At 62.5% G+C, this 18,540-nt stretch carries 15 protein-coding genes; 5 read left to right on the top strand and 10 right to left on the bottom strand.

Features of this window, described 5'->3' with window-relative positions; translation table 11 throughout:
* Positions 1-177: 177 nt before the first annotated feature.
* The 4 genes from AB7531_RS27910 to AB7531_RS27895 all read right to left on the bottom strand — a co-directional run bounded on the left by AB7531_RS27910 (position 178) and on the right by AB7531_RS27895 (position 5,716).
* The gene (locus AB7531_RS27910) at positions 178-1,254 is read right to left on the bottom strand and encodes a sulfatase-like hydrolase/transferase (protein ID WP_441280191.1); all 1,077 of its coding nucleotides are present in this window, start codon (positions 1,252-1,254) and stop codon (positions 178-180) included.
* Complete coding sequence (locus tag AB7531_RS27905) at positions 1,196-1,921, bottom strand: sulfatase-like hydrolase/transferase (protein WP_441280190.1); 726 nt, start codon at positions 1,919-1,921, stop codon at positions 1,196-1,198. Before AB7531_RS27905 ends, AB7531_RS27910 begins: the two co-directional genes overlap by 59 nt.
* A 93-nt stretch (positions 1,922-2,014) precedes the next feature.
* A complete protein-coding gene (locus AB7531_RS27900; protein ID WP_084795176.1) occupies positions 2,015-4,561 on the bottom strand; it encodes an arylsulfatase in 2,547 nt (848 codons plus the stop codon).
* A 297-nt stretch (positions 4,562-4,858) separates the two neighbouring features.
* Positions 4,859-5,716: a hypothetical protein gene (locus AB7531_RS27895; RefSeq protein ID WP_063984030.1), complete on the bottom strand. Its 858-nt coding sequence runs from the start codon at positions 5,714-5,716 to the stop codon at positions 4,859-4,861.
* A gap of 464 nt (positions 5,717-6,180) precedes the next feature.
* On the opposite strand from AB7531_RS27895, the gene AB7531_RS27890 reads away from it, so the two are divergent.
* From AB7531_RS27890 to AB7531_RS27875, 4 genes are all read left to right on the top strand, one after another.
* Positions 6,181-7,944 carry a cache domain-containing protein gene (locus tag AB7531_RS27890; RefSeq protein WP_063984029.1) on the top strand — a complete coding sequence of 588 codons (1,764 nt, stop codon included), beginning with the start codon at positions 6,181-6,183 and terminating at the stop codon, positions 7,942-7,944.
* A gap of 131 nt (positions 7,945-8,075) precedes the next feature.
* Positions 8,076-9,029, top strand: a complete 954-nt coding sequence (locus tag AB7531_RS27885; protein WP_063984028.1) for an ABC transporter substrate-binding protein — start codon at positions 8,076-8,078, stop codon at positions 9,027-9,029.
* A gap of 161 nt (positions 9,030-9,190) precedes the next feature.
* Entirely contained in the window at positions 9,191-9,865 is a 675-nt protein-coding gene (locus AB7531_RS27880) for a response regulator transcription factor (protein WP_028146749.1), read from the top strand.
* A 67-nt stretch (positions 9,866-9,932) separates the two neighbouring features.
* Positions 9,933-11,267, top strand: a complete 1,335-nt coding sequence (locus tag AB7531_RS27875; RefSeq protein ID WP_371498199.1) for a sensor histidine kinase — start codon at positions 9,933-9,935, stop codon at positions 11,265-11,267.
* A gap of 18 nt (positions 11,268-11,285) precedes the next feature.
* On the opposite strand, the gene AB7531_RS27870 is transcribed toward AB7531_RS27875, so the two are convergent.
* From AB7531_RS27870 to AB7531_RS27845, 6 genes are all read right to left on the bottom strand, one after another.
* The gene (locus AB7531_RS27870) at positions 11,286-12,572 is read right to left on the bottom strand and encodes a M20/M25/M40 family metallo-hydrolase (RefSeq protein WP_063984026.1); all 1,287 of its coding nucleotides are present in this window, start codon (positions 12,570-12,572) and stop codon (positions 11,286-11,288) included.
* A 121-nt stretch (positions 12,573-12,693) separates the two neighbouring features.
* On the bottom strand, positions 12,694-14,295 hold the full coding sequence (locus AB7531_RS27865; RefSeq protein WP_063984025.1) for a TRAP transporter large permease: 1,602 nt from the start codon (positions 14,293-14,295) through the stop codon (positions 12,694-12,696).
* A complete protein-coding gene (locus tag AB7531_RS27860) occupies positions 14,292-14,831 on the bottom strand; it encodes a TRAP transporter small permease subunit (protein ID WP_014496195.1) in 540 nt (179 codons plus the stop codon). The genes AB7531_RS27865 and AB7531_RS27860 overlap by 4 nt, the downstream gene beginning before the upstream one ends.
* 300 nt (positions 14,832-15,131) lie before the next feature.
* Positions 15,132-16,184 carry a GTP 3',8-cyclase MoaA gene (moaA, locus tag AB7531_RS27855; protein ID WP_231144576.1) on the bottom strand — a complete coding sequence of 351 codons (1,053 nt, stop codon included), beginning with the start codon at positions 16,182-16,184 and terminating at the stop codon, positions 15,132-15,134.
* Between the two features lie 131 nt (positions 16,185-16,315).
* Entirely contained in the window at positions 16,316-16,819 is a 504-nt protein-coding gene (locus AB7531_RS27850) for a hypothetical protein (protein ID WP_063984023.1), read from the bottom strand.
* Positions 16,820-16,972: 153 nt separating this feature from the next.
* The gene (locus AB7531_RS27845) at positions 16,973-17,647 is read right to left on the bottom strand and encodes an HAD-IA family hydrolase (RefSeq protein ID WP_063984022.1); all 675 of its coding nucleotides are present in this window, start codon (positions 17,645-17,647) and stop codon (positions 16,973-16,975) included.
* A gap of 165 nt (positions 17,648-17,812) precedes the next feature.
* On the opposite strand from AB7531_RS27845, the gene rpiA reads away from it, so the two are divergent.
* On the top strand, positions 17,813-18,538 hold the full coding sequence (gene rpiA, locus AB7531_RS27840; protein ID WP_028146742.1) for a ribose-5-phosphate isomerase RpiA: 726 nt from the start codon (positions 17,813-17,815) through the stop codon (positions 18,536-18,538).
* Positions 18,539-18,540: the final 2 nt, after the last annotated feature.

Genomic DNA, 18,540 nt, shown 5'->3' with positions numbered 1-18,540 from the left:
CGGGTTGGTCAGGGTCGTCACTGACTAAGTTCACGCCTTTCTACCACGCCCGTGTCCATGTCCGAGTTGGGTCCAGGCTGTGTAAAGCGGGTACTTGTCAACGACAAGCGCTCTCGTCGTTGACGCTTTTCGCGAGGGCAGTCCCGGGTCGTTCCGCCCCCGTGCAGTTGTTTCACGCTATTGGTGCCGCGGATATTTTTCTTCCTGATCCTGCTGGAACCTCTCAATCGCGTCCTTTACCTTTGGAAGCAGATTGTAGATCGGCGGATTGTTGTTGAGGACACCAATCTTGAACTGCGGCGGATACTTGACGAGGTCCTTGATGTACGAGGCCGCCGCGCCCGCCAATGGTACGCCCATCGGAAGATGGCGTAGCCCTGTTGACACGTCTTCCTTTGGATTGGTGTAGAGGTTCACCATGACCGCGCCTCCTGTGTCGACAGCGATCGGACCACTGAACCCGCCCCAATCACCCTTCTGAAAGAACCCATTCTCGATTTCAGCCGTCCAAATGTATTTGAACTCATCGATGCGGATCATCGCGAAGTATTGATTGAGGGTGTAGATGCGCTCGCGGCGGGCCGACTCACCATTGTCGGCGAGCAGCAGGCCGGACTGATCAACGCCATCGACGTAAGTCGTCTTCGGGAAGAACTCGGCAAGCTGTGCACCGGGCTTACCTGCCAGCGATACAAAGGTCGGCAGGATGTCCGCTTGATCGAACAGTCCCTCCGACCGGCGCGGCTTTATCATGCCTTTCCAGTAGGCAAATGTCGGGACGCGCACGCCTCCCTCCCATGACGAACCCTTGCAGCCCCGGAATAGGGTTCGGCCATGCGGCGGGATTTCGCATTCGGGTCCGTTGTCTGAGGTCAGTAAGATCAGCGTATTCTCAAGCTGACCCGTATCCTCAAGCGCCTTGACGAGTTGCGCGAGCACATAGTCCATGTGCACCAGGCAGTCACTATACACGGTGCGCGCTCGCGATTTTCCTGCCCACTCGTCGGACGGATAGTTGTCGAAATGACAGCCGCGCGTCGCGTGGTAAAGGAAAAACGGCTGCTTGCTGTCCTTCATCTGCTTGATGAAATCGACGCTGTAGTCCATCCAGCGCTTGTCGAGGTCCTTGATGTAGGCAAGATCGATCAGCTTGAGGTTTTCGCACTGTTCCGTGTTGGTGGGAGTGCAGTGAACCTCATAATGACTGAACGGAGCCTCTTCCATCATCTTGAAGCGGGACGGGCTCAGAATCATCGTAGCCAACGTTCTGCGGCAGGGAGCCACGGTTCTCGCCCATGTGCCATTTGCCTGCACCACGCGTCACGTAACCAAGCTTCTTAAGAATGCTCGGGAGCGTGATTGCGCCGTCAAGCCCGCCCGGCTCGCCATACATCGGCGGACGGAGAATGCCATGGTGCAGCGGGTTCTGCCCTGTCATGATCGTGGCGCGGCTCGGCGAGCAGCTCGGCGTCGAGTAGGCCGAGGTCAGGTTCAGCCCCTCGTTGGCCAGCTTGTCCATCGTAGGCGTTTCGTTGCCAACCGCGATGCCCCCGCCGTTGAAGCCGGGGTCCGTCCAGGCCACATCGTCGAGTAGGAATACAATGAGATTGGGCTTCTTGCCGGTCTTCCTTTCGAGGTCAGCGAGCTTTCCGCGCGCCTGTTGCTCCTGTTCCGAATGGGCGATAACGGGATACATGTTGTCGGCTGGCTTCACCGGTTTTAGGTGAATGAATTGATCTGGATGATCGTAGCCTTTGGCGGTCGTGGGGCCGGTAGCGCTGCCTCGAATATTCTGCGCGAACGAAACACTCGACATCGTGAGGGCCGCTAACCCGAGCGCGCCCGCCACTAGTGCTGCAATTGAAGCTCCACTGGCTTTGGTTGATTTCAAGTCGCTGAGACGGAACCGTACAACAGGCATGTTTCCCTCCTGATCACACAGAAAAGATGGCGCGGACTGTCGCAATTTTGAGTTCGGTAAAAGCGAAGTGCCAAGCAGCTAAGTCGGAGCGACTTACTGTGCCTTGTTTATCGTTTCCTGGACCTTCTGTTGGTGAAGCTTTTCCTCCGCAGCCTTCATCGGGACCAGCTTGACCGTTAGCTTGTCGATCTTGCCGGTGAAACGGAATGGCGGCTGGTAGTCCTTGTCGTCCACGCCAGTGCGGGTGTCCACACCGACATCGAAGGTCTCGTAGATCGTTTCGACGAACGGAATGGTGTGCGGGATAGTCCTGCTGGCGACTTCCTTGCCATCCACCGACAGGACGCCGGTGCCGCCCTTGCCAAAACCGGGGCCGTCATACTTGAAATCAAACACGATGGTATGCTTACCCGGTGCGAGCGCCGCTGGGCTTTCCCATCGGAAGCGCTCCACGTTAAAAAAATTGTACACGAAGACTGGTTTGCCCTTGAGCAAGTAGAGACCATGACCACCGCCACGGCCCCCGAGCGTATTGATCATGCCTTCTGCGCCTCCCTGCGGAATTTCAACCTCGGCGGTGATGGAGTAGGACTTGCCGGCAATGTCGGGGGCGCTGCTGTAGGGAAGACCAGACGATTCACCCGAGTAGGTGAATAAGGTCCGACCCGCGGTCGCGCTCGGTCGCGGCGTGACTGCGCGAGCGGTGAAGCTGTTATCCAGCGGGAACACGTTGTATTTCTGCGCCGTGACCAGAAACAGTTCCTTCATGTCGCGCAGCCTGTCCGGCATCTTGGCCGCGAGGTCGTTGTTCTCCGAATAATCCTCGGCGAGATTGTAAAGCTCCCAGGTGTAGCCGTTGACGACATCGGGAAACTTGCCGAAGCCCAGATCCCACGGCGGCTCGGGCGGCGTGGTGGCGGCGAGCCAGCCGTCGTGGTAGATCGCCCGGTTGCCGACCATCTCGAAATATTGCGTGCTGCGGGTCGAAGGGGCGTTCGCGTTTGCTTTGTCGAAGGTGTAGGACATGCTCACGCCTTCGATCGGCTTCTGAGCAACGCCGTTGACCATCACCGGCGCTGGAATGCCGGTGGCTTCGAGGATCGTCGGCACGATGTCGATCATGTGATGAAACTGCGTGCGGATGCCGCCCACCTCGTTGATGTGACCGGGCCATGAGATGGCCATGCCTTGACGGGTGCCGCCGAAGTGCGACGCGACCTGCTTGGTCCATTTGAATGGTGTGTCAAAAGCCCAGGTCCAGGCCACCGCAAAGTGCGGCGTGGTTTGGGCCGAACCCCAAACGTCGTAGAATTTCAATTGCTCCGCGACTGGAATGTTGACGCCTTGGATCGCGGCCATTTCGTTCGGGGTGCCGAGGATGGAGCCTTCGGCGCTGTTGCCGTTGTCGCCGCTGATGTAGATGATGAGTGTGTTGTCGAGCTTGCCCTGGTCTTCGACTTCCTGAATGACCCTGCCGATTTCATGGTCGGTGTAGGCCGTGTAGGCTGCAAAAACGTCCGCCTGGCGAATGAAAAGCTTCTTCTCGTCGGGGCTGAGCGTGTCCCATTTTTGTAGCTTCGCGCCGCCGTATTCTGGCTGGCCATCCGGCCACGGTGTGAGCTGGGTATTCGCCGGAATTACACCGAGCCGTTTCTGGTTGGCGAAGATTGTCTCGCGCAGCTTTTCCCAGCCCTGATCGAACAAGTGCATGTCGCTGATCTTCTTGATCCACTCTGGCGTAGGCTGGTGCGGTGCGTGCGAGCCGCCGGGCACGTAATAGATGAAGAACGGCTTGTCTGGCGCGGCGTTGTTCAACCCCCTCATGTAGTTGATCGCATCGTCCGCCATGTCGGTGGTGAGGTTGTAGCCGGGGCGTCCTACCCACGGAAAGACTTGCGTCTGGTCGCGGAAGAGAAACGGCGTCCACTGGTCAGTTTCGCCGCCCATGAAGCCATAGAAGTGATCGAACCCCATCCCGTTCGGCCATTGATCAAAAGGTCCTGCCAAGCTCAGTTGATAGCTGGGAGTGTTGTGGTTCTTGCCGATCCACGCCGTCGTGTAGCCGTTCTCCCTCAGGATCGTGCCGATGGTGGCACTCTCCGGCCCGATGACGGAGTCATACCCCGGGTATCCGGTGGACATTTCGGTGATCACGCCGAAGCCCACCGAGTGATGGTTGCGGCCCGTGATCAGCGCTGCCCGCGTCGGTGAGCAGAGAGCAGTTGAGTGGAACTGCGTGTAACGCAGTCCGGCGTTCGCGATGCGATCCATTGCAGGAGTTGGGATGACGCCGCCGAAGGTCCCCGAAACTCCATAGCCTTGATCGTCTGTCATGATCAGGAGCACGTTGGGCGCACCCTTGGGCGGCACTACTTGCGCAGGCCAATACGGTTTCGACTGGCTGGCCCCAAGGTTGATCTCGCCGCCGAACTTCGGCGGCGGCGGCGGGAGATACTTTCCATCTATCGTCGTCGTGGCGCTGGGTGAACCCGGCGTGCCGGTGGTTTGTTGCGCGAGGCTGGTTGTTCCCAGCGCGCACAGCAAATAAGCGGCGGTGAGTGTGGTGCCGCAAAGCAGCAAGTTGCGGCGGTTGCGGCTTTCTGGCTTTGAGCTATCGTCATCCTGGCGGGCACGGGTCATTGGAAGCTCCCTCTTGGAGACGTCAGAACCCTGTGGGCGCCTACTCGGGACACAATGCCGCAAGGCTTCTATTGATCTAAATCAAGACGGTGCCCACAGGTCCGAAACGTCGCCTTCGGTCATTCGCGACAGGGCCAGACCAGCAGCAAGTCCGGCGATGTCCGTTATGCCGCCGGAAGCGGAAGTAAATTCAGAGCATTGGCCGGACCGCGACCAGCCATTGCGGGTTGGTGGCGCTGCCCGAGACGTGATTCAAGCTCCAAAACCGGAGCCTCGAATCCGTCCAAGACCACCGATCTACAGCTGCGGGCCAGATAGTCTGACCTCTCGCTCGGCGCGGAAGACATTGCCATACAGGTTGCTGATCCATTGTCTTCCGCTCGACGTTACGTTCAGATAACGGATCGCCGTTGGGACTTGCGGTGCGACCTTGGTCCAGTAGAACTGCGGATATTTGTGCACCACGTCCGCGGGTGTGGCGTATCCGAGCGATTTGTTGAGCCCTATCTCTTCGAATTCATAGAAGAGCGCATTTGATTTCTTCATGTAGTTCGGATCGCCGAGCTGGCCGATCAGATCAGCGGCGCGCAGCAACAAACCTTCTTCCTCGTCCAGATCATCCTTGAGTTCGCTCGTTGGTGCGTCTGTATAGGGAAAGCGGGTATATTCGATGGCTTGGGCAACGCGCGCGGCGTCGATCTGGTCGACAGCGTCGAGGCGCTCCACCGCGAACAATTTTGAGCGATCGACGTGATAGGGCGCAAGCGCTGCATCGGAGGAGCCGACCGGCAACTCAACCGTTCGGCCGGTACCATCAACGACATAGGCGCCCTCCTGGTCTCCGTAGATGACGCCCCGAACGTAGCCGATGTCGTGGATCAGACAGGCCAGGATAAAGTGAGCGTAATCGCTGGCCGTGGTTTGCCTCAGAAGTGAGCGGCCGATCAGGATGTCGTGCCCCACCAGCGTGACCAACAGGGTGTGCTCCACGTTGTGATACAATGCATCGCTGTTGCCGATACATTCCAGGGCCAGCTTCGCAGCGTAAGGGAGCAATTCCGGCAAGCTGGCATGCGATGAGCCGAAGCGGCCCTTTGTCTCCGAGATGAGGAACGCACCGAGCGCCTGGGACGTCAGTTCCGGAATTGTTATCATGAGCAAGGTCCTCGTCGACGAACCCCCAATAAGCCTGCTGCAGGATCAGGAGGGAGAGGAGGCCACTGGAAGAATGCGACGCCGAGCTGGAAATTGCCGGGCGCCAGCGAACTGAAAGGCGACGTCACCGCCTGAAATGGGCTGAACATGACGTGAGGCCAAAGGCGGGGGTGATGCTTGACCTAGATCAACGTGGCTGCGGCGCATGCTACGTCTGCCCGGCAGCAACGCCCGTTCAGGGTGGTCAAAAGCCGGCGTGCGGCGCGAAGGCCAGTCAGCCGGAGGCTGACATCGGCCGACAATTCAGCCATGGCGCCAATTTGTCGCCGGACCGCGTTGCTGGTCCGCCCTAGAAAGCGCGAAGGGTGCACCGGTACGCTCGGGTTCGAATGAACTCCACCCGACGGCGGAGCGACATGTTATTCTGGGTCATTGTATTTATGTGATTATCAGGAGACCGGATCATGATTCCTCAGGATCGGTTTCGCGGCCTTTTTCATAAATATCTGTTCGCGCTTTTCGTGGCTGTCGCGATCCCACTTGCATTCAACGGCGTCATTGAGGCGTGGTTCGGCTATCGCGATCAGCGCGCGAGGCTCGACCAGTGGCTTAGCCTCCAGTCCGCATCCGCGGCCGCCGAGATACACGATTTCATCCACGGCATCACGAGTCAGCTTGGCTGGCTGGTTCAGCTTCCATGGAGTGACGAGTTCGACGAACGCCGGCGGACCGACGCGTTGCGCCTGCTTCGACAAGCGCCCGCCATCGTCAGTCTCACACTCCTCGACGGCAATGGCCTGGAGCGTCTCTACATCTCGCGGATCGGCCTCAATCGTATCGAGAGCCGCACGGACCGATCAGCCGATCCCGCCCTGGTTGGTGCCCGCGCAGCTCAGATCTGGTTCAGCGACGTCAGCTACAATCGAGGCTCCGAACCGTACTTGACGGTCGGGATTGCCGGCAACCGACCGGCTGTCGGCGCAGTCATAGCCGAAGTGAACCTCAAGCTGATTTGGGACGTGATCTCGGCGATCAAGGTCGGAAAGACCGGCTCCGCCTTCGTCCTGGACCGATCGGGTCGCCTGATCGCCCATCCCGACATCAGCCTCGTGCTCCGCGGGGCGGAGGAAGCAACCTCCAAGCCATTTCGGGCTGTGCGGGACGCGATAGGGTCGAAAGCGGGCTTCGCAACGAGCCGGGATGCGCAAGGACACTATGTTGCCGCCAGCGCTGCTCCCGTACAGGGCCCCGACTGGACAGTCGTGGTCGTGCAGCCGCTATCCGAAGCTTACGCGCCGATCTATTCCGCCCTGTGGCGGACGGCAATGCTTCTCGCAATCAGCACCATGCTCGCAGGCATTCTTGCCTATGCATTGGCGCACCGGATGACGGAGCCGATCAAGCTGCTCGAGGAGGGCACGGAGAGGATTGGTGCCGGGTCCTTTGACCACCGCATCTCGATCCACACCGGGGACGAGTTCCAGCGTCTTGCAAACAGTTTCAACAGAATGGCGTCCGAGCTGGCGCTGGCGCAGCAGCACCAGGAGCGCATCGCCAAGCTCAAGCGGTTCCTTGCCCCCCAGGTCGCCGATCTCGTCGATCGAGCCGGCGATGACAGCGTGCTGGACGGCCGCCGTACGGAAGTCGTCGTTGTCTTCTGCGATTTGAGGGGGTTCACCGCGTTTTCAGCAGGCGCCGCGCCCGAGGACGTCATGAGCGTATTGTCGGAATATTATGAAAGCCTTGGCAGGGTCATCACGAAATTCGAGGCAACGCTGATCAATTTCTCCGGAGACGGACTGATGGTGCTGGTGAACGCACCTGTCCCGGTCGTAGAGCCTGCATTGAGAGCCATCGATCTCGCCATCGACATGCAGACGAACGTGCAAGCCCTCATCGCCGGCTGGCGATCGCGTGGCTACCACATTGGTTTCGGAATCGGCCTTGCCAGCGGGCCGGCGACTGTCGGCCGGATCGGATACGAGGACCGGCTCGACTACACCGCCATTGGAAGCGTCGTGAATCTTGCGGCCCGGCTGTGCGCATCTGCCGCAGACAAGGAAATCCTGATCGACGCCAAAGTCGCCGCCGACGTCAAGGGCAGGCGGCCCGTTGAGGATCTCGGGGGCCGCGAGATCAAAGGATTTGACGAAGCCATTCCAGTCTTCGGAATATCCTTCGAGGCTCTCGAGCCGAGTGGCCGCGGGATGCCCGGCACAATCCGCTAGAGACTGTCCGCGTATCCGGGGCTATGCTCCGGCAAACGGCTGACGGCAGCGGGTCCGTGGGCATGAGGTGCGCCAACTCTGAAGCAGCAACGCTACGCAGACGCGCCAGACGGCGTGATTTTCTTCTTTGGATGGCAGGCGCCGCGACGTGGACGACCGTCTCGTATGGGCAGAAGCCCTCCATGCCGGTCATCGGATATCTTTGCCCGGAGTCACCCGAGCTCTTTGGCAGTCGACTTGAGGCTTTCCGACAGGGACTGGAGGAAGCCGGCTTCGTCGAGGGGCGCAATGTGGCGATCGACTTTCAGTGGGCCGCCGGACAATATTCTCGATTGCCAGCCCTGGCTGCCGAATTGGTCGCCAGAAATGTAGATCTGATCGTGGCTCCTGGCGGGGCTCCCGTGGCACTTGCCGCGAAGGGTACGGGTACGACCAAGACCATCGTGTTCGAGATGGGCGGCGACCCCGTTCAGCTACGCGTGGTGGACAGCCTGTCGCGGCCGGGCGGAAATATCACGGGGGTATCGAGCCTGAGCGTCGATGTGTCGCCAAAGCGGCTTGAGCTGATGCGCGACCTGTTGCCCACGGCGACCCGATTGGCGGTGGTCGCCAACCCGACAAGTCCGACCGCACCATCACAATTGCAGAAGCTTCAGGCGGCCGCAGAAACCCTGCGGGTTCAACTGCAGATCTATAGCGCAAGCAAGGAGGATGAATTTGAATCCGTGTTCGCGGCCGTTGCCAGGGACGGGCCAGGCGGAGTTGTGTTTACCTCCGACCCTTATTTTGCATTTCGCAGTGCCCGGCTGGCGGCTCTCGCGATGAAATATCAATTGCCCGCAATCACGCAGACCCGAGACTTTCCCGTGGCTGGAGGCTTGATGAGCTACGGAGGAGATTTCGTGCAGTCGCACCGTCGCGCGGGTATCTATGCCGGACGCATTCTGTCGGGCGAGAAGCCTTCCGATCTTCCGGTTCAGCTCGTCACGAAGGTGGAGCTCGTTGTCAATTTGAAGGCAGCGAAACTGCTCGGCCATCCGTTCTCCGCAGCAGTCATTGCCGGCGCGGACGAGGTGATCGAGTAAACCATCATGGGAACGCGCCCAGATCGGCTTACACGAACCTGACAGGGGGCGCGGGCGAGCCTGCCACGCGCTTTTTCGCTGGCCGAGGCGGCCGGAATGGTGGAAGAGAGCGAAGATGCGGCGCGAGCCGTGATTGCACCGGAACATCCGGCGGGACTGCGATGCGCCTTCTGATCGTCGAGGACAATGTCGAGCTGTCGCGGCTCGTTGCCGCCGGGCTGTCGGCCGCCGGCTACCAGAGCGACATCGTGAGCACCGCGGCCGAGGCACGCGAGGCGGTCAGCAGCGTCAGCTATGCTGCGATGATCCTCGACCTCGGCTTGCCCGACGGCGACGGCCTGTCGGTACTGCGCGAGCTGCGCCGGCAGATGGAGCCGCTGCCGGTGCTGGTGCTGACCGCGCGCGGCGGCCTGCAGGATCGCGTCAGCGGCCTGCGCAGCGGCGCCGACGACTATCTCGCAAAGCCGTTCGCGATGGAGGAGCTGGTGGCGCGGCTGGAGGCGATCCTGCGCCGGCCCGGCCAGCTGCTCGGCCGCTCGCTACGCCTCGCCAATCTCGTCTACGACACCGAGAGCCGCCAGATCTTCGTCGACGACCAGCCGCGGATCATCTCCGCGCGCGAGACGTCGGTGCTGGAGATTTTGCTGCGCCGGCAGGGGCGGGTGGTGCCGAAGAAGAATGTCGAGGACCACATCTTCGGGCTCGAAGGCGAGGTCGCCTCCAACGCGGTCGAGGTCTACGTCTCGCGGCTGCGCAAGCAGCTCACCGAGCACGGCGCCAAGGTCGTGATCCACACCATCCGCGGCGTCGGCTATCTCATGTCCGAGGAGAAATAGCGTGGCGGCCGCCGGGGCCTATGGCAAATCGCCGACATTCAAATCGTTGATCTGGCGCATCGTGTTCATGCACATCGTGGCGGTCGCGGTCGTCGCGATCTTCCTGCCGCTGGTGCTGTTCTGGCTGCTCAATTCCGAAGTCGACCAGCTGCACCGCGAAGCCATGCGCGCGCAGGCCGAGGTGCTGGCCGAGCGCATTGTCGCGGCGCCGGACGGCCTGCTGACGTTCAACCTGCCGGACAGCCTGCGGGGCCTCTATTCGGAGGCCTACGGCCGCTATCTCTACGATATCCGCGATGCCGACGGCCGTTTGCTGTTTTCGTCCCGCCGCAAAACGGGAGCGGCCGCGTCGGCGCCGCCGACGCTTTCCGAGACGATTTCCGGCGCCGGCGTCACCCGCATCATCGACGGCAAGATCGTGCGCATCCGCGTGGCCGAGGATCTGGCGCATCGCGACGTCATCATCGACGACATCATTTCGAACTTCTTCCGCCGGGTCGGGTGGATCACCATTCCGATCCTGCTGATCCTGCTCGCCGCCGACATCATCATCTTCCGCCGCGCCATCGCGCCATTGTGGAAGGCCTCGGAGGAGGCCAGCAATATCGGCCCGGCGCGCACCGACATCCGCCTGCCGACGGAACAGATTCCGCGCGAGATCATGCCGCTGGTCACCGCCGTGAACCAGGCGCTCGACCGGCTCGAGGACGGTTTTCGGGTGCAGCGGCAGTTCACGGCGGATGCCGCGCATCAATTGCGCACGCCGCTCACGATCCTGCGTACGCGGATCGAGACGCTGGGCGATGGCGCCGCACGGCAGGCGCTGCACGCCGACATCGAGGGCATGAGCCGCATCGTCGCCCAGCTGCTGGAGATCGCCGAGCTCGACACCCTGGTGCTCGATCCCGGCGAGACCGCGGACCTGCGCGCCGTCTGTGCCGAGGTGGTCGGCTCCATCGCGCCGTTCGCGATCGCGCAGCACAAGGACATCGCGCTGAAGGGCGCCGACGCGCCGGTGCTGATCCATGGCAATGCGGAGATGCTCCAGCGCGCGATCTTCAACCTCGCCGAAAACGCCATCAAGTTCACGGCGAAGGATACCGCCGTCGACGTCGAGGTGCGCGAGGACGGTTCGGTGCGCGTGCGCGATTGCGGCCCCGGCATCGCGGAGAACGAGCGCGAGCTGATCTTCCAGCGCTTCTGGCGCGCCGACCGCCAGCGCAGCGACGGCGCGGGCCTCGGGCTCTCGATCGTGCGCGGGGTCGCGGACGATCATGCCGCGACGGTGGCGGTGGAGAATCTTCCGGGCGGCGGCGCGGAGTTCACGCTGCGGTTTCGGCTGGCGGAGAAGACGGCTTCTTCACCCTCTCCCCTTGTGGGAGAGGGTGGCTCGCCGCGATAAGCGGCGAGACGCGGCGCGCTATTTCAGCTTGCCCGTGGACAGGTCCATGACCATGCGCGTGGCCAGATAGAGCCGCGGCACGATGCTGTTGATCTGCACATATTCGGCATCGTTGGAGTGCGCGCCGAAGCCTGACAGGCCCATGCCTTCCACCACGGCGCCGCTGGTCTTGAGCGCGGCAAACGCGGCGTCGGTGCCGCCGCCGGTGGCCTTCTCGTCGACCTTGAGGGACAGTCCGATCTCCCCATAGATCGTCTTGCCGTAGGCCGCGACGCGGCGTGAGGCATCGTTGGCCTCCAGCGGCGGACGACGTACCTCGAATTTCAGCTCGACCCTGGAGTCGGGCAGCAGGCGGTTCTTGATCTTCTCCTGCAACGCCTTCTGCAACTCGTCGAAATCGGCGACCTTGAGCGCACGTGCGTCGGCCTGGGCCGAGGCGTCGGCCGGGATGACGTTGCGGTTGGTGCCGGCCTTCGAGACCGTCCAGTTCAGCTTCAGGCCCTGCTCGGGCTTGGACAGGTCCTTCATCTGCAGCACCTGGTGCGAGAGCTCGTACAGCGCGTTGACGCCGCCCTCGGGCCGCGCGCCCGCGTGCGAGGACTTGCCGTGCACCGTGAGATAGGCCGAGCCGATGCCGCTGGTGGCAAGGCGCAGCGTGCCGTCGGTGCCGCCGCCCTCGAACGAGAACACCACGTCCTGATCCGCGGCGAATTTGGTGATGGTGCTGCGCCAGCCGGGCGAGGAGATCTCCTCGTCGCCATTGGTGAGCACCGTGAGCGTGCCGTAATCCCTAAAATTGAGTTTCTGGAGCATCGCCACGGTATGGAGAATGAGCGCGACGCCCTGCTTGTCGTCGGCAATGCCGAGGCCGTAGGCCTTGTCGCCGTCGACGCGGAACGGTTGGTCCTTCAGCATGCCCTTCAGGTACACCGTGTCCATGTGGGCGATCAGCATGATCTTCTTGCTGCCGGTGCCCTTGAACACGGCGTGCACGGCCGGGCCGATTGTCTCGGGCGTGTCGTCGAGGCGATAGACGTCGGTGGGGTGCAAAATCTCCACCGTGCCGCCGAGCTGCTTGAGCTGGCCGGCAACGCGCTCGGCGATCTGGTTCAGGCCGTCGATGTCCTTGCTGCCGGATTCGATACTGACGAGATCGCGCAGCGTGTCGAGCAGCGGCTGCTGCTCCTTTTGCGCCAGCGCATGGACATCGGTCATCGGTTCCGCATGCGCAAACGTTGCGGCACATGCCACCCAGAGCGATGCGATCAAGGGAGCGAGCGACGGAGCAGGGAGCGATCGGGACATGCGCGGCGGTCCATCAGTTGGAGGATGGCCCGGTATGCCCGTGTTTGCGTTGCTTGTCACGCGCGCGGGCGCGCGCGTCATGAACCGCCGAGGCGGAACATGACGGCGATGGTTATGGCCGCTACTTCTGCGGCGGTCCGAGATCCAGCGGCGGCAGGTCGATCTGCGGCACTTCGATCTTGACCTTGTCGAGGTCGACGTTGAGCGGCTTGTCGAGCAGGCCCGTCACCGTGATCGGGAAGATGATCACGAGCAGCACCATGATCAGCTGCAGGCCGATCCAGGGGATCGCGCCCCAATAGATGTCGGAGCTCTTCACTTCCTTCGGCGCCACGCCGCGCAGATAGAACAGCGCGAAGCCGAACGGGGGATGCAGGAACGAGGTCTGCATGTTCACGCACAGCATCACGCCGAACCAGATCAGCGCCGCGTCCGGTCCCACCACCGGGGCGAGGACCTTCTGCGCGATCGGCGCGATCATCGGCAGGATGATGAAGGCGATCTCGAAGAAGTCGAGGAAGAACGCCAGGAAGAAGATGAAGAGGTTGATGAAGATCAGGAAACCCCACACGCCGCCGGGCAGCGAGGTCAGCAGATGCTCGAGCCAGACGCCGCCGGAGACGCCAAGGAACACCACCGAGAAGCAGGTCGAGCCGATCAGGATGAAGGTGACCATGCAGGTGAGGCGCATGGTGGACTCGTAGCCCTGCTTGATCAGGTCGCGCAGCTCGGGGATGCGTGCGGCCTGGATGCAGATCCACGCCACGGCGAGATAGGTGACGGCGAACGAGAGCCTGAAGACCAGGTTCTCGGTGAACAGCATCGCGACGATGGTGCCGACGCCGGCGGCGATCACGCCGCCGATCAGGATCATGCGATCCTTCGAGGTGAAGTCCTTGTGATGGATCGCGGCGAGCACGATGGCGCCGACCGCGCCCATCGCGCCGGCTTCCGTCGGGGTCGCAAGACCCATCATCATGGTGCCGAGCACGACGAAGATCAGCACGGCCGAGGGGATGATGCCCATCAGGCACTTCTTCCACAGCGCCCAGCCGGTGAGCGTGCGCGCTTCCTTCGGCACCGGCGGCACGTGGCTCGGCTTGATCAGGCCGAGGATGAAGGTGTAGCCGGCGAACAGCATGATCTGGAACACCGACGGACCCCAGGCGCCGAGATACATGTCGCCGACCGACTTGCCGAGCTGGTCGGCGAGCACGATCAGCACCAGCGAGGGCGGCACCAGCTGCGTGATGGTGCCGGAGGCCGCGAGCACGCCGGTGATGTAGCGCATGTTGTAGCCGTAGCGGATCATCACGGGCATCGAGATCAGCGCCATGGCGATGACCTGGGCCGCCACCGTGCCGGTGATGGCGCCGAGGATGAAACCGACGATGATGACGGAATAGCCGAGGCCGCCGCGGACCGGGCCGAACAGCTGGCCCATCGAGTCCAGCATATCTTCGGCTAGTCCACATCTCTCTAATATGGCGCCCATGAAGGTGAAGAACGGGATCGCGAGCAGCAGCTCGTTGGAAAGCACGCTGCCGAACACGCGGCCGGGAATCGCCTGGAGGAAGTTGAGGTCGAAGAATCCGAGATGGATGGCGAGGAAGCCGAAGGAGAGGCCGACCGCCGCGAGCGTGAACGCGACGGGGAAGCCGATCAGCATCGCCAGAACCAGGCCGCCGAACATCAGCGGCGGCATCATTTCCAGCGTAATCATTGGGTCGGCCTCTCGTACTTGGCGTCGATCGTCACATAGCCCTGGAGAGCCGCGATTCGCTTGATGACTTCGGAAACACCCTGGAGCGCCAGCAACACGAAGCCGGCGGGGATCACGAACTTGATGGGCCAGCGGATCAGGCCGCCGGCATTGCCCGACATCTCGCCGACGTTATAGGCCTGCATGAAGAACGGCCAGGACAGATAGGCGAGCAGGAGGCAGGAGGGGATCAGGAAGCAGAGCGTGCCGATCATGTCGAGCCAGAGCTGGCCGCGTTCCGAGAGCGTGAGGTAGAAGATCTCGACGCGGACATGCTCGTTGCGCTTGAAGGTGTAGGACGCGCCGAACATCACCAGGATGGCGAACATGTACCATTGCAGCTCCAGCCAGCCGTTCGAGGAGTTGCTGAAGGCATAGCGGATCATGGCATTGGCCGCGCTGACCAGGCACGCCAGCAGCACCAGGATATTACAGACGTACCCAATCTTTTCATTGAGGGCGTCGATGGCGTTGCTCACCGCCAGCAATGGACGCATCTTACTTTCTCTCCGTCGCCGTCGCGGCCTAACACTTTACGGGAGGCTTCAGCACGCATCGCCTGGCCGGCGTGCGAAAAGCACGCGACCGCACGGACAATATTCCGGAGCGATTGCGGCGTCAGTCCTCCCCTCGTGCCTTGCCGTCTTGACCGCGACCGCCAAAGGGGCGCGGCCGGCTTATTGCTGCCGGGCAAGCAAAGGCGGCTGCACCAAACCAGCGCGCTTGTGCGCCGTCAATCGGAAAATGGGCAAATTGACGCCGAGTCAAAAGCTTATGGCGGGGAGGGCGCGAATCCCTCAGCCGCCCGTGACGCTCATGTGCCTGGAGACGCTGGGGCGGTCGTGGCGGCGGTCGATGATGAAATCGTGGCCCTTGGGCTTCAGCCCGATGGCGAGGTCGATCGCATCCGCAAGCAGCATGTCGTCGTCAGATGCACGCAGGGGTTTGCGCAAATCTGAAGCATCCTCGTGGCCGAGGCAGGTGTGCAGCGTGCCCGTGCAGGTGATGCGCACCCGGTTGCAGGATTCGCAGAAATTATGGGTCATCGGCGTGATGAAGCCGAGCTTGCCGCCGGTCTCGGCAATGCTGACATAGCGCGCCGGCCCGCCGGTGCTCTCGGCCAGATCGGTCAACGTGAATTGCTGGGCGAGCCGCGCGCGCACCAGCGACAGCGGCAGGTACTGGTCGATACGGCCCGAGCCGATCTCGCCCATCGGCATGACTTCGATCAGCGTCAGGCCCATGCCCTTGCCGTGCGCCCAGCGCATCAGGTCGGGAAGCTCGTCCTCGTTGAGGTTCTTCAGCGCCACCGCGTTGATCTTCACGCCAAGCCCAGCGGCGCGCGCGGCTTCGATGCCCTCCAGCACCTTGTCGATCTCGCCCCAGCGGGTGATCTCGCGAAATTTCTTGGGATCGAGCGTGTCGAGCGAGACGTTGATGCGGCGGACGCCGCAATCGGCGAGCTCCCGGGCGTGTTTCGCAAGCTGGGTGCCGTTGGTGGTCAGGGTCAGCTCGCTCAGGGCGCCGCTCGAAAGGTGGCGGGACAGCGAGCGCACCAGCGTCATCACGTTGCGGCGGACCAGCGGCTCGCCACCGGTGAGCCGCAGCTTCTTCACGCCCTTGGCGATGAAGGCCGTGCAGAGCCGGTCGAGCTCTTCCAGCGTCAGCAGGTCCGCCTTGGGCAGGAACGTCATGTCTTCCGACATGCAATAGAAGCAGCGCAGATCGCAGCGGTCGGTGACGGATACGCGCAAATACGAGATGGTCCGCCCGAACGGATCGGTCATCGCGCTCGACAGCGCGTCGCGGGGGGTCGCTGCTGCGAGAGGGCTCGCGGAAGGTCCGTTCATACCAGATGCCTTGCCAAATGCCTTGTCACTTACGGCGACGGGCGCACCTTTGCTTCAGTGGTGCTCTGGAAGCAATCTAAGCATCGGACGCGGTTAGGACAATCGGGTGGTATACGTAATCAGCGCCTGGATCAGCGCTTTCCTGCGTTCGGATCGGGAAACGGCGAGGCCGCCACCGCAGCAGGTGCAGCATCCGCAGGGGCCGCAGCGGGTGCGGCATCCGCAGGTGCCGCGGCGGCTGCGGCCGGCTTCGGCTTCTTCGGCCGGTGCGGCTTCTTCACAGGCTTGGGCGGCACTGCCGGCTGGAGTTCCGCGAACACCGGATTCGGGTCGGTGGTGACCGAGGCGGGCGTGGTGAAATCCCCGGGATTCTTGATCACGTTCACCGGCACGCTGGCCGGCTGATATTTCGGCAGCGCGAAAGCGACGGCGAACGGCGCGTCGGGGGCGGGAACCGAGACGGAGCAGGGGGTCTTGCAACCCGCACCCAGCGAGGTCGTGGCGTCAGCTCCTGGAGGATTGGATTCCAGCCGGACCTGGACGGTCGGCGGCGCCGATTTGAACATGTCCCAAGACATCGAGGAGCAGCCACCAAGGCTCGCTCCCGCTAGCGCAATCGCGATGACACGACGCATGACCACCCACTTCTAACTGCGACGAACCGCCACATCCCCGGGCGAACCTACGAGCGTCGTTCCAAGCAAGCAACCGGCGCGCTGCGCATAGTTAATAGATGGTTAACGCAGGGTTCCGTAGAATATGGCAGTTATCTCAGAGGCTTGTGGTTCCTAGGCAGTCATCAGGCTGTGGGCCGCGGCCGGCAGGTCGCGCATGTGATGGATCAGCCGGTCCGGCTTCAGCTCGGCGATCGGCACGTCCGTATAGCCGAAGCTGACCCCGATCACGGGCACCCCGGCGCGCCGGGCCACGCCGACGTCGGTTCCGGCATCGCCGACCATGATGCTGGCTTTGACCGCCCCGCCGGCGCGCGCCACGGTCTCGCGGAAAATGGTCGGATCGGGCTTCTGGACGCCAAAGGTGTCCGCGCCGCAGATCGCGGCAAAGCGGCGGGTGAGGTCGAGCTGGTCCAAAAGCCGCTTCGACAGCCATTCCAGCTTGTTGGTGCAGACCGCCAGCCGGTGGCCCTGGGCGGCAAACTGGTCGAGCGCGGCCTCGAGCCCTTCGAACGGGCGGGATTCGACCGCGATATGGTCGGCGTAATAGGCGATGAAATCCGCCGTCATCCGGTCCATGTCCGCCGGCGTGACCATGCGGCCTTCGGCCTCCAGCCCCCGTTCGATCAGCTTGCGGGCGCCGGCGCCGATCATGTTGCGGGCCGAGGCCATCGGCACGGGCGGCAGCCCTTCGCGGTCGAGCACGAAATTCAGCGCGGTGATCAGGTCGGGCGCCGTATCCACAAGCGTGCCGTCGAGATCGAAGACGAGGGTGTAAGGGGAGGTCATGGTTCCAGCGCTATCGGGCCGGCCGGATCGGCGCAAGGGCCGAAGCCATAAGTTCACCTTATAAGATCGGCCCGGAGGCCTGTTCCGGCGGGAAAAACGAGGCTACATAGGCCGCCGCAAGCAACCTATCGGCGGCACACTCTAAAATTCAGGGGCGGGCGCATCGTGAACATGGACCAGTTGAAGCGGCAGGCTGCGGCGCGCGCCCTCGAGGAGGTGCGTGACGGCATGCAGCTCGGGCTCGGCACCGGCTCGACCGCCAAGCATTTCGTCGAGCTGCTCGGCGAGCGCGTGCAGGCCGGGTTGAAAGTGATCGGCGTACCGACCTCGGAGGCGACGCGCCTCGATGCGGAGCGCTGCGGTGTGAAGCTGACGACGCTGGACGAGATCGATCATCTCGACCTCACCGTCGACGGCGCCGACGAGATCGATCCCGACTTCAACCTGATCAAGGGCGGCGGCGGCGCGCTGCTGCGCGAGAAGATCGTGGCGGCCGCCTCGGATCGCATGATCGTGATTGCCGACGACAGCAAATGGGTGCCGACGCTCGGCCGCTTTCCGCTGCCGATCGAGGTCATCCCGTTCGGGCTCGGCGCGACGCGCCGCGCGATCGAGAAGGCATTTGCCGAATGCGGCGTTTCCGGGCAAATGGCGGTCCGCAAAGCCAAAGGCGGCGACAAGGATGGCCACGTTTTCGTCACCGATGGCGGCCACTGGATTCTCGATGCTCAGCTCGGACGCATCGTGGATCCGCCTGGCCTCGCCAAGGCGTTGAGCTCGATCCCCGGCGTGGTCGAGCATGGCTTGTTTATCGGCTTGGCCAGCTCGGCCGTTTTGGCGGGCGGCGAGGGAATTCGCGTGATTGAACGGCGTAAGCCGAAAGGAGACTAGGA

The organism is Bradyrhizobium sp. 63_E2_N1_3 (assembly GCF_052076005.1).
In the GTDB taxonomy this organism is placed as follows: Bacteria; Pseudomonadota; Alphaproteobacteria; order Rhizobiales; family Xanthobacteraceae; genus Bradyrhizobium; species Bradyrhizobium barranii.
The sequence above is the reverse complement of the archived record's forward strand: the minus strand, read 5'-3'. Positions and strand labels throughout refer to the sequence as shown.

Bases quoted from the DNA above. Each gene is read 5' to 3' on its own strand.
- AB7531_RS27910 (WP_441280191.1), bottom strand. From the start codon at position 1,254: ATGATTCTGAGCCCGTCCCGCTTCAAGATGATGGAAGAGGCTCCGTTC.
- AB7531_RS27905 (WP_441280190.1), bottom strand. From the start codon at position 1,921: ATGCCTGTTGTACGGTTCCGTCTCAGCGACTTGAAATCAACCAAAGCC.
- AB7531_RS27900 (WP_084795176.1), bottom strand. From the start codon at position 4,561: ATGACCCGTGCCCGCCAGGATGACGATAGCTCAAAGCCAGAAAGCCGC.
- AB7531_RS27895 (WP_063984030.1), bottom strand. From the start codon at position 5,716: ATGATAACAATTCCGGAACTGACGTCCCAGGCGCTCGGTGCGTTCCTC.
- AB7531_RS27890 (WP_063984029.1), top strand. From the start codon at position 6,181: ATGATTCCTCAGGATCGGTTTCGCGGCCTTTTTCATAAATATCTGTTC.
- AB7531_RS27885 (WP_063984028.1), top strand. From the start codon at position 8,076: ATGGCAGGCGCCGCGACGTGGACGACCGTCTCGTATGGGCAGAAGCCC.
- AB7531_RS27880 (WP_028146749.1), top strand. From the start codon at position 9,191: ATGCGCCTTCTGATCGTCGAGGACAATGTCGAGCTGTCGCGGCTCGTT.
- AB7531_RS27875 (WP_371498199.1), top strand. From the start codon at position 9,933: ATGCACATCGTGGCGGTCGCGGTCGTCGCGATCTTCCTGCCGCTGGTG.
- AB7531_RS27870 (WP_063984026.1), bottom strand. From the start codon at position 12,572: ATGTCCCGATCGCTCCCTGCTCCGTCGCTCGCTCCCTTGATCGCATCG.
- AB7531_RS27865 (WP_063984025.1), bottom strand. From the start codon at position 14,295: ATGATTACGCTGGAAATGATGCCGCCGCTGATGTTCGGCGGCCTGGTT.
- AB7531_RS27860 (WP_014496195.1), bottom strand. From the start codon at position 14,831: ATGCGTCCATTGCTGGCGGTGAGCAACGCCATCGACGCCCTCAATGAA.
- moaA (WP_231144576.1), bottom strand. From the start codon at position 16,184: ATGAACGGACCTTCCGCGAGCCCTCTCGCAGCAGCGACCCCCCGCGAC.
- AB7531_RS27850 (WP_063984023.1), bottom strand. From the start codon at position 16,819: ATGCGTCGTGTCATCGCGATTGCGCTAGCGGGAGCGAGCCTTGGTGGC.
- AB7531_RS27845 (WP_063984022.1), bottom strand. From the start codon at position 17,647: ATGACCTCCCCTTACACCCTCGTCTTCGATCTCGACGGCACGCTTGTG.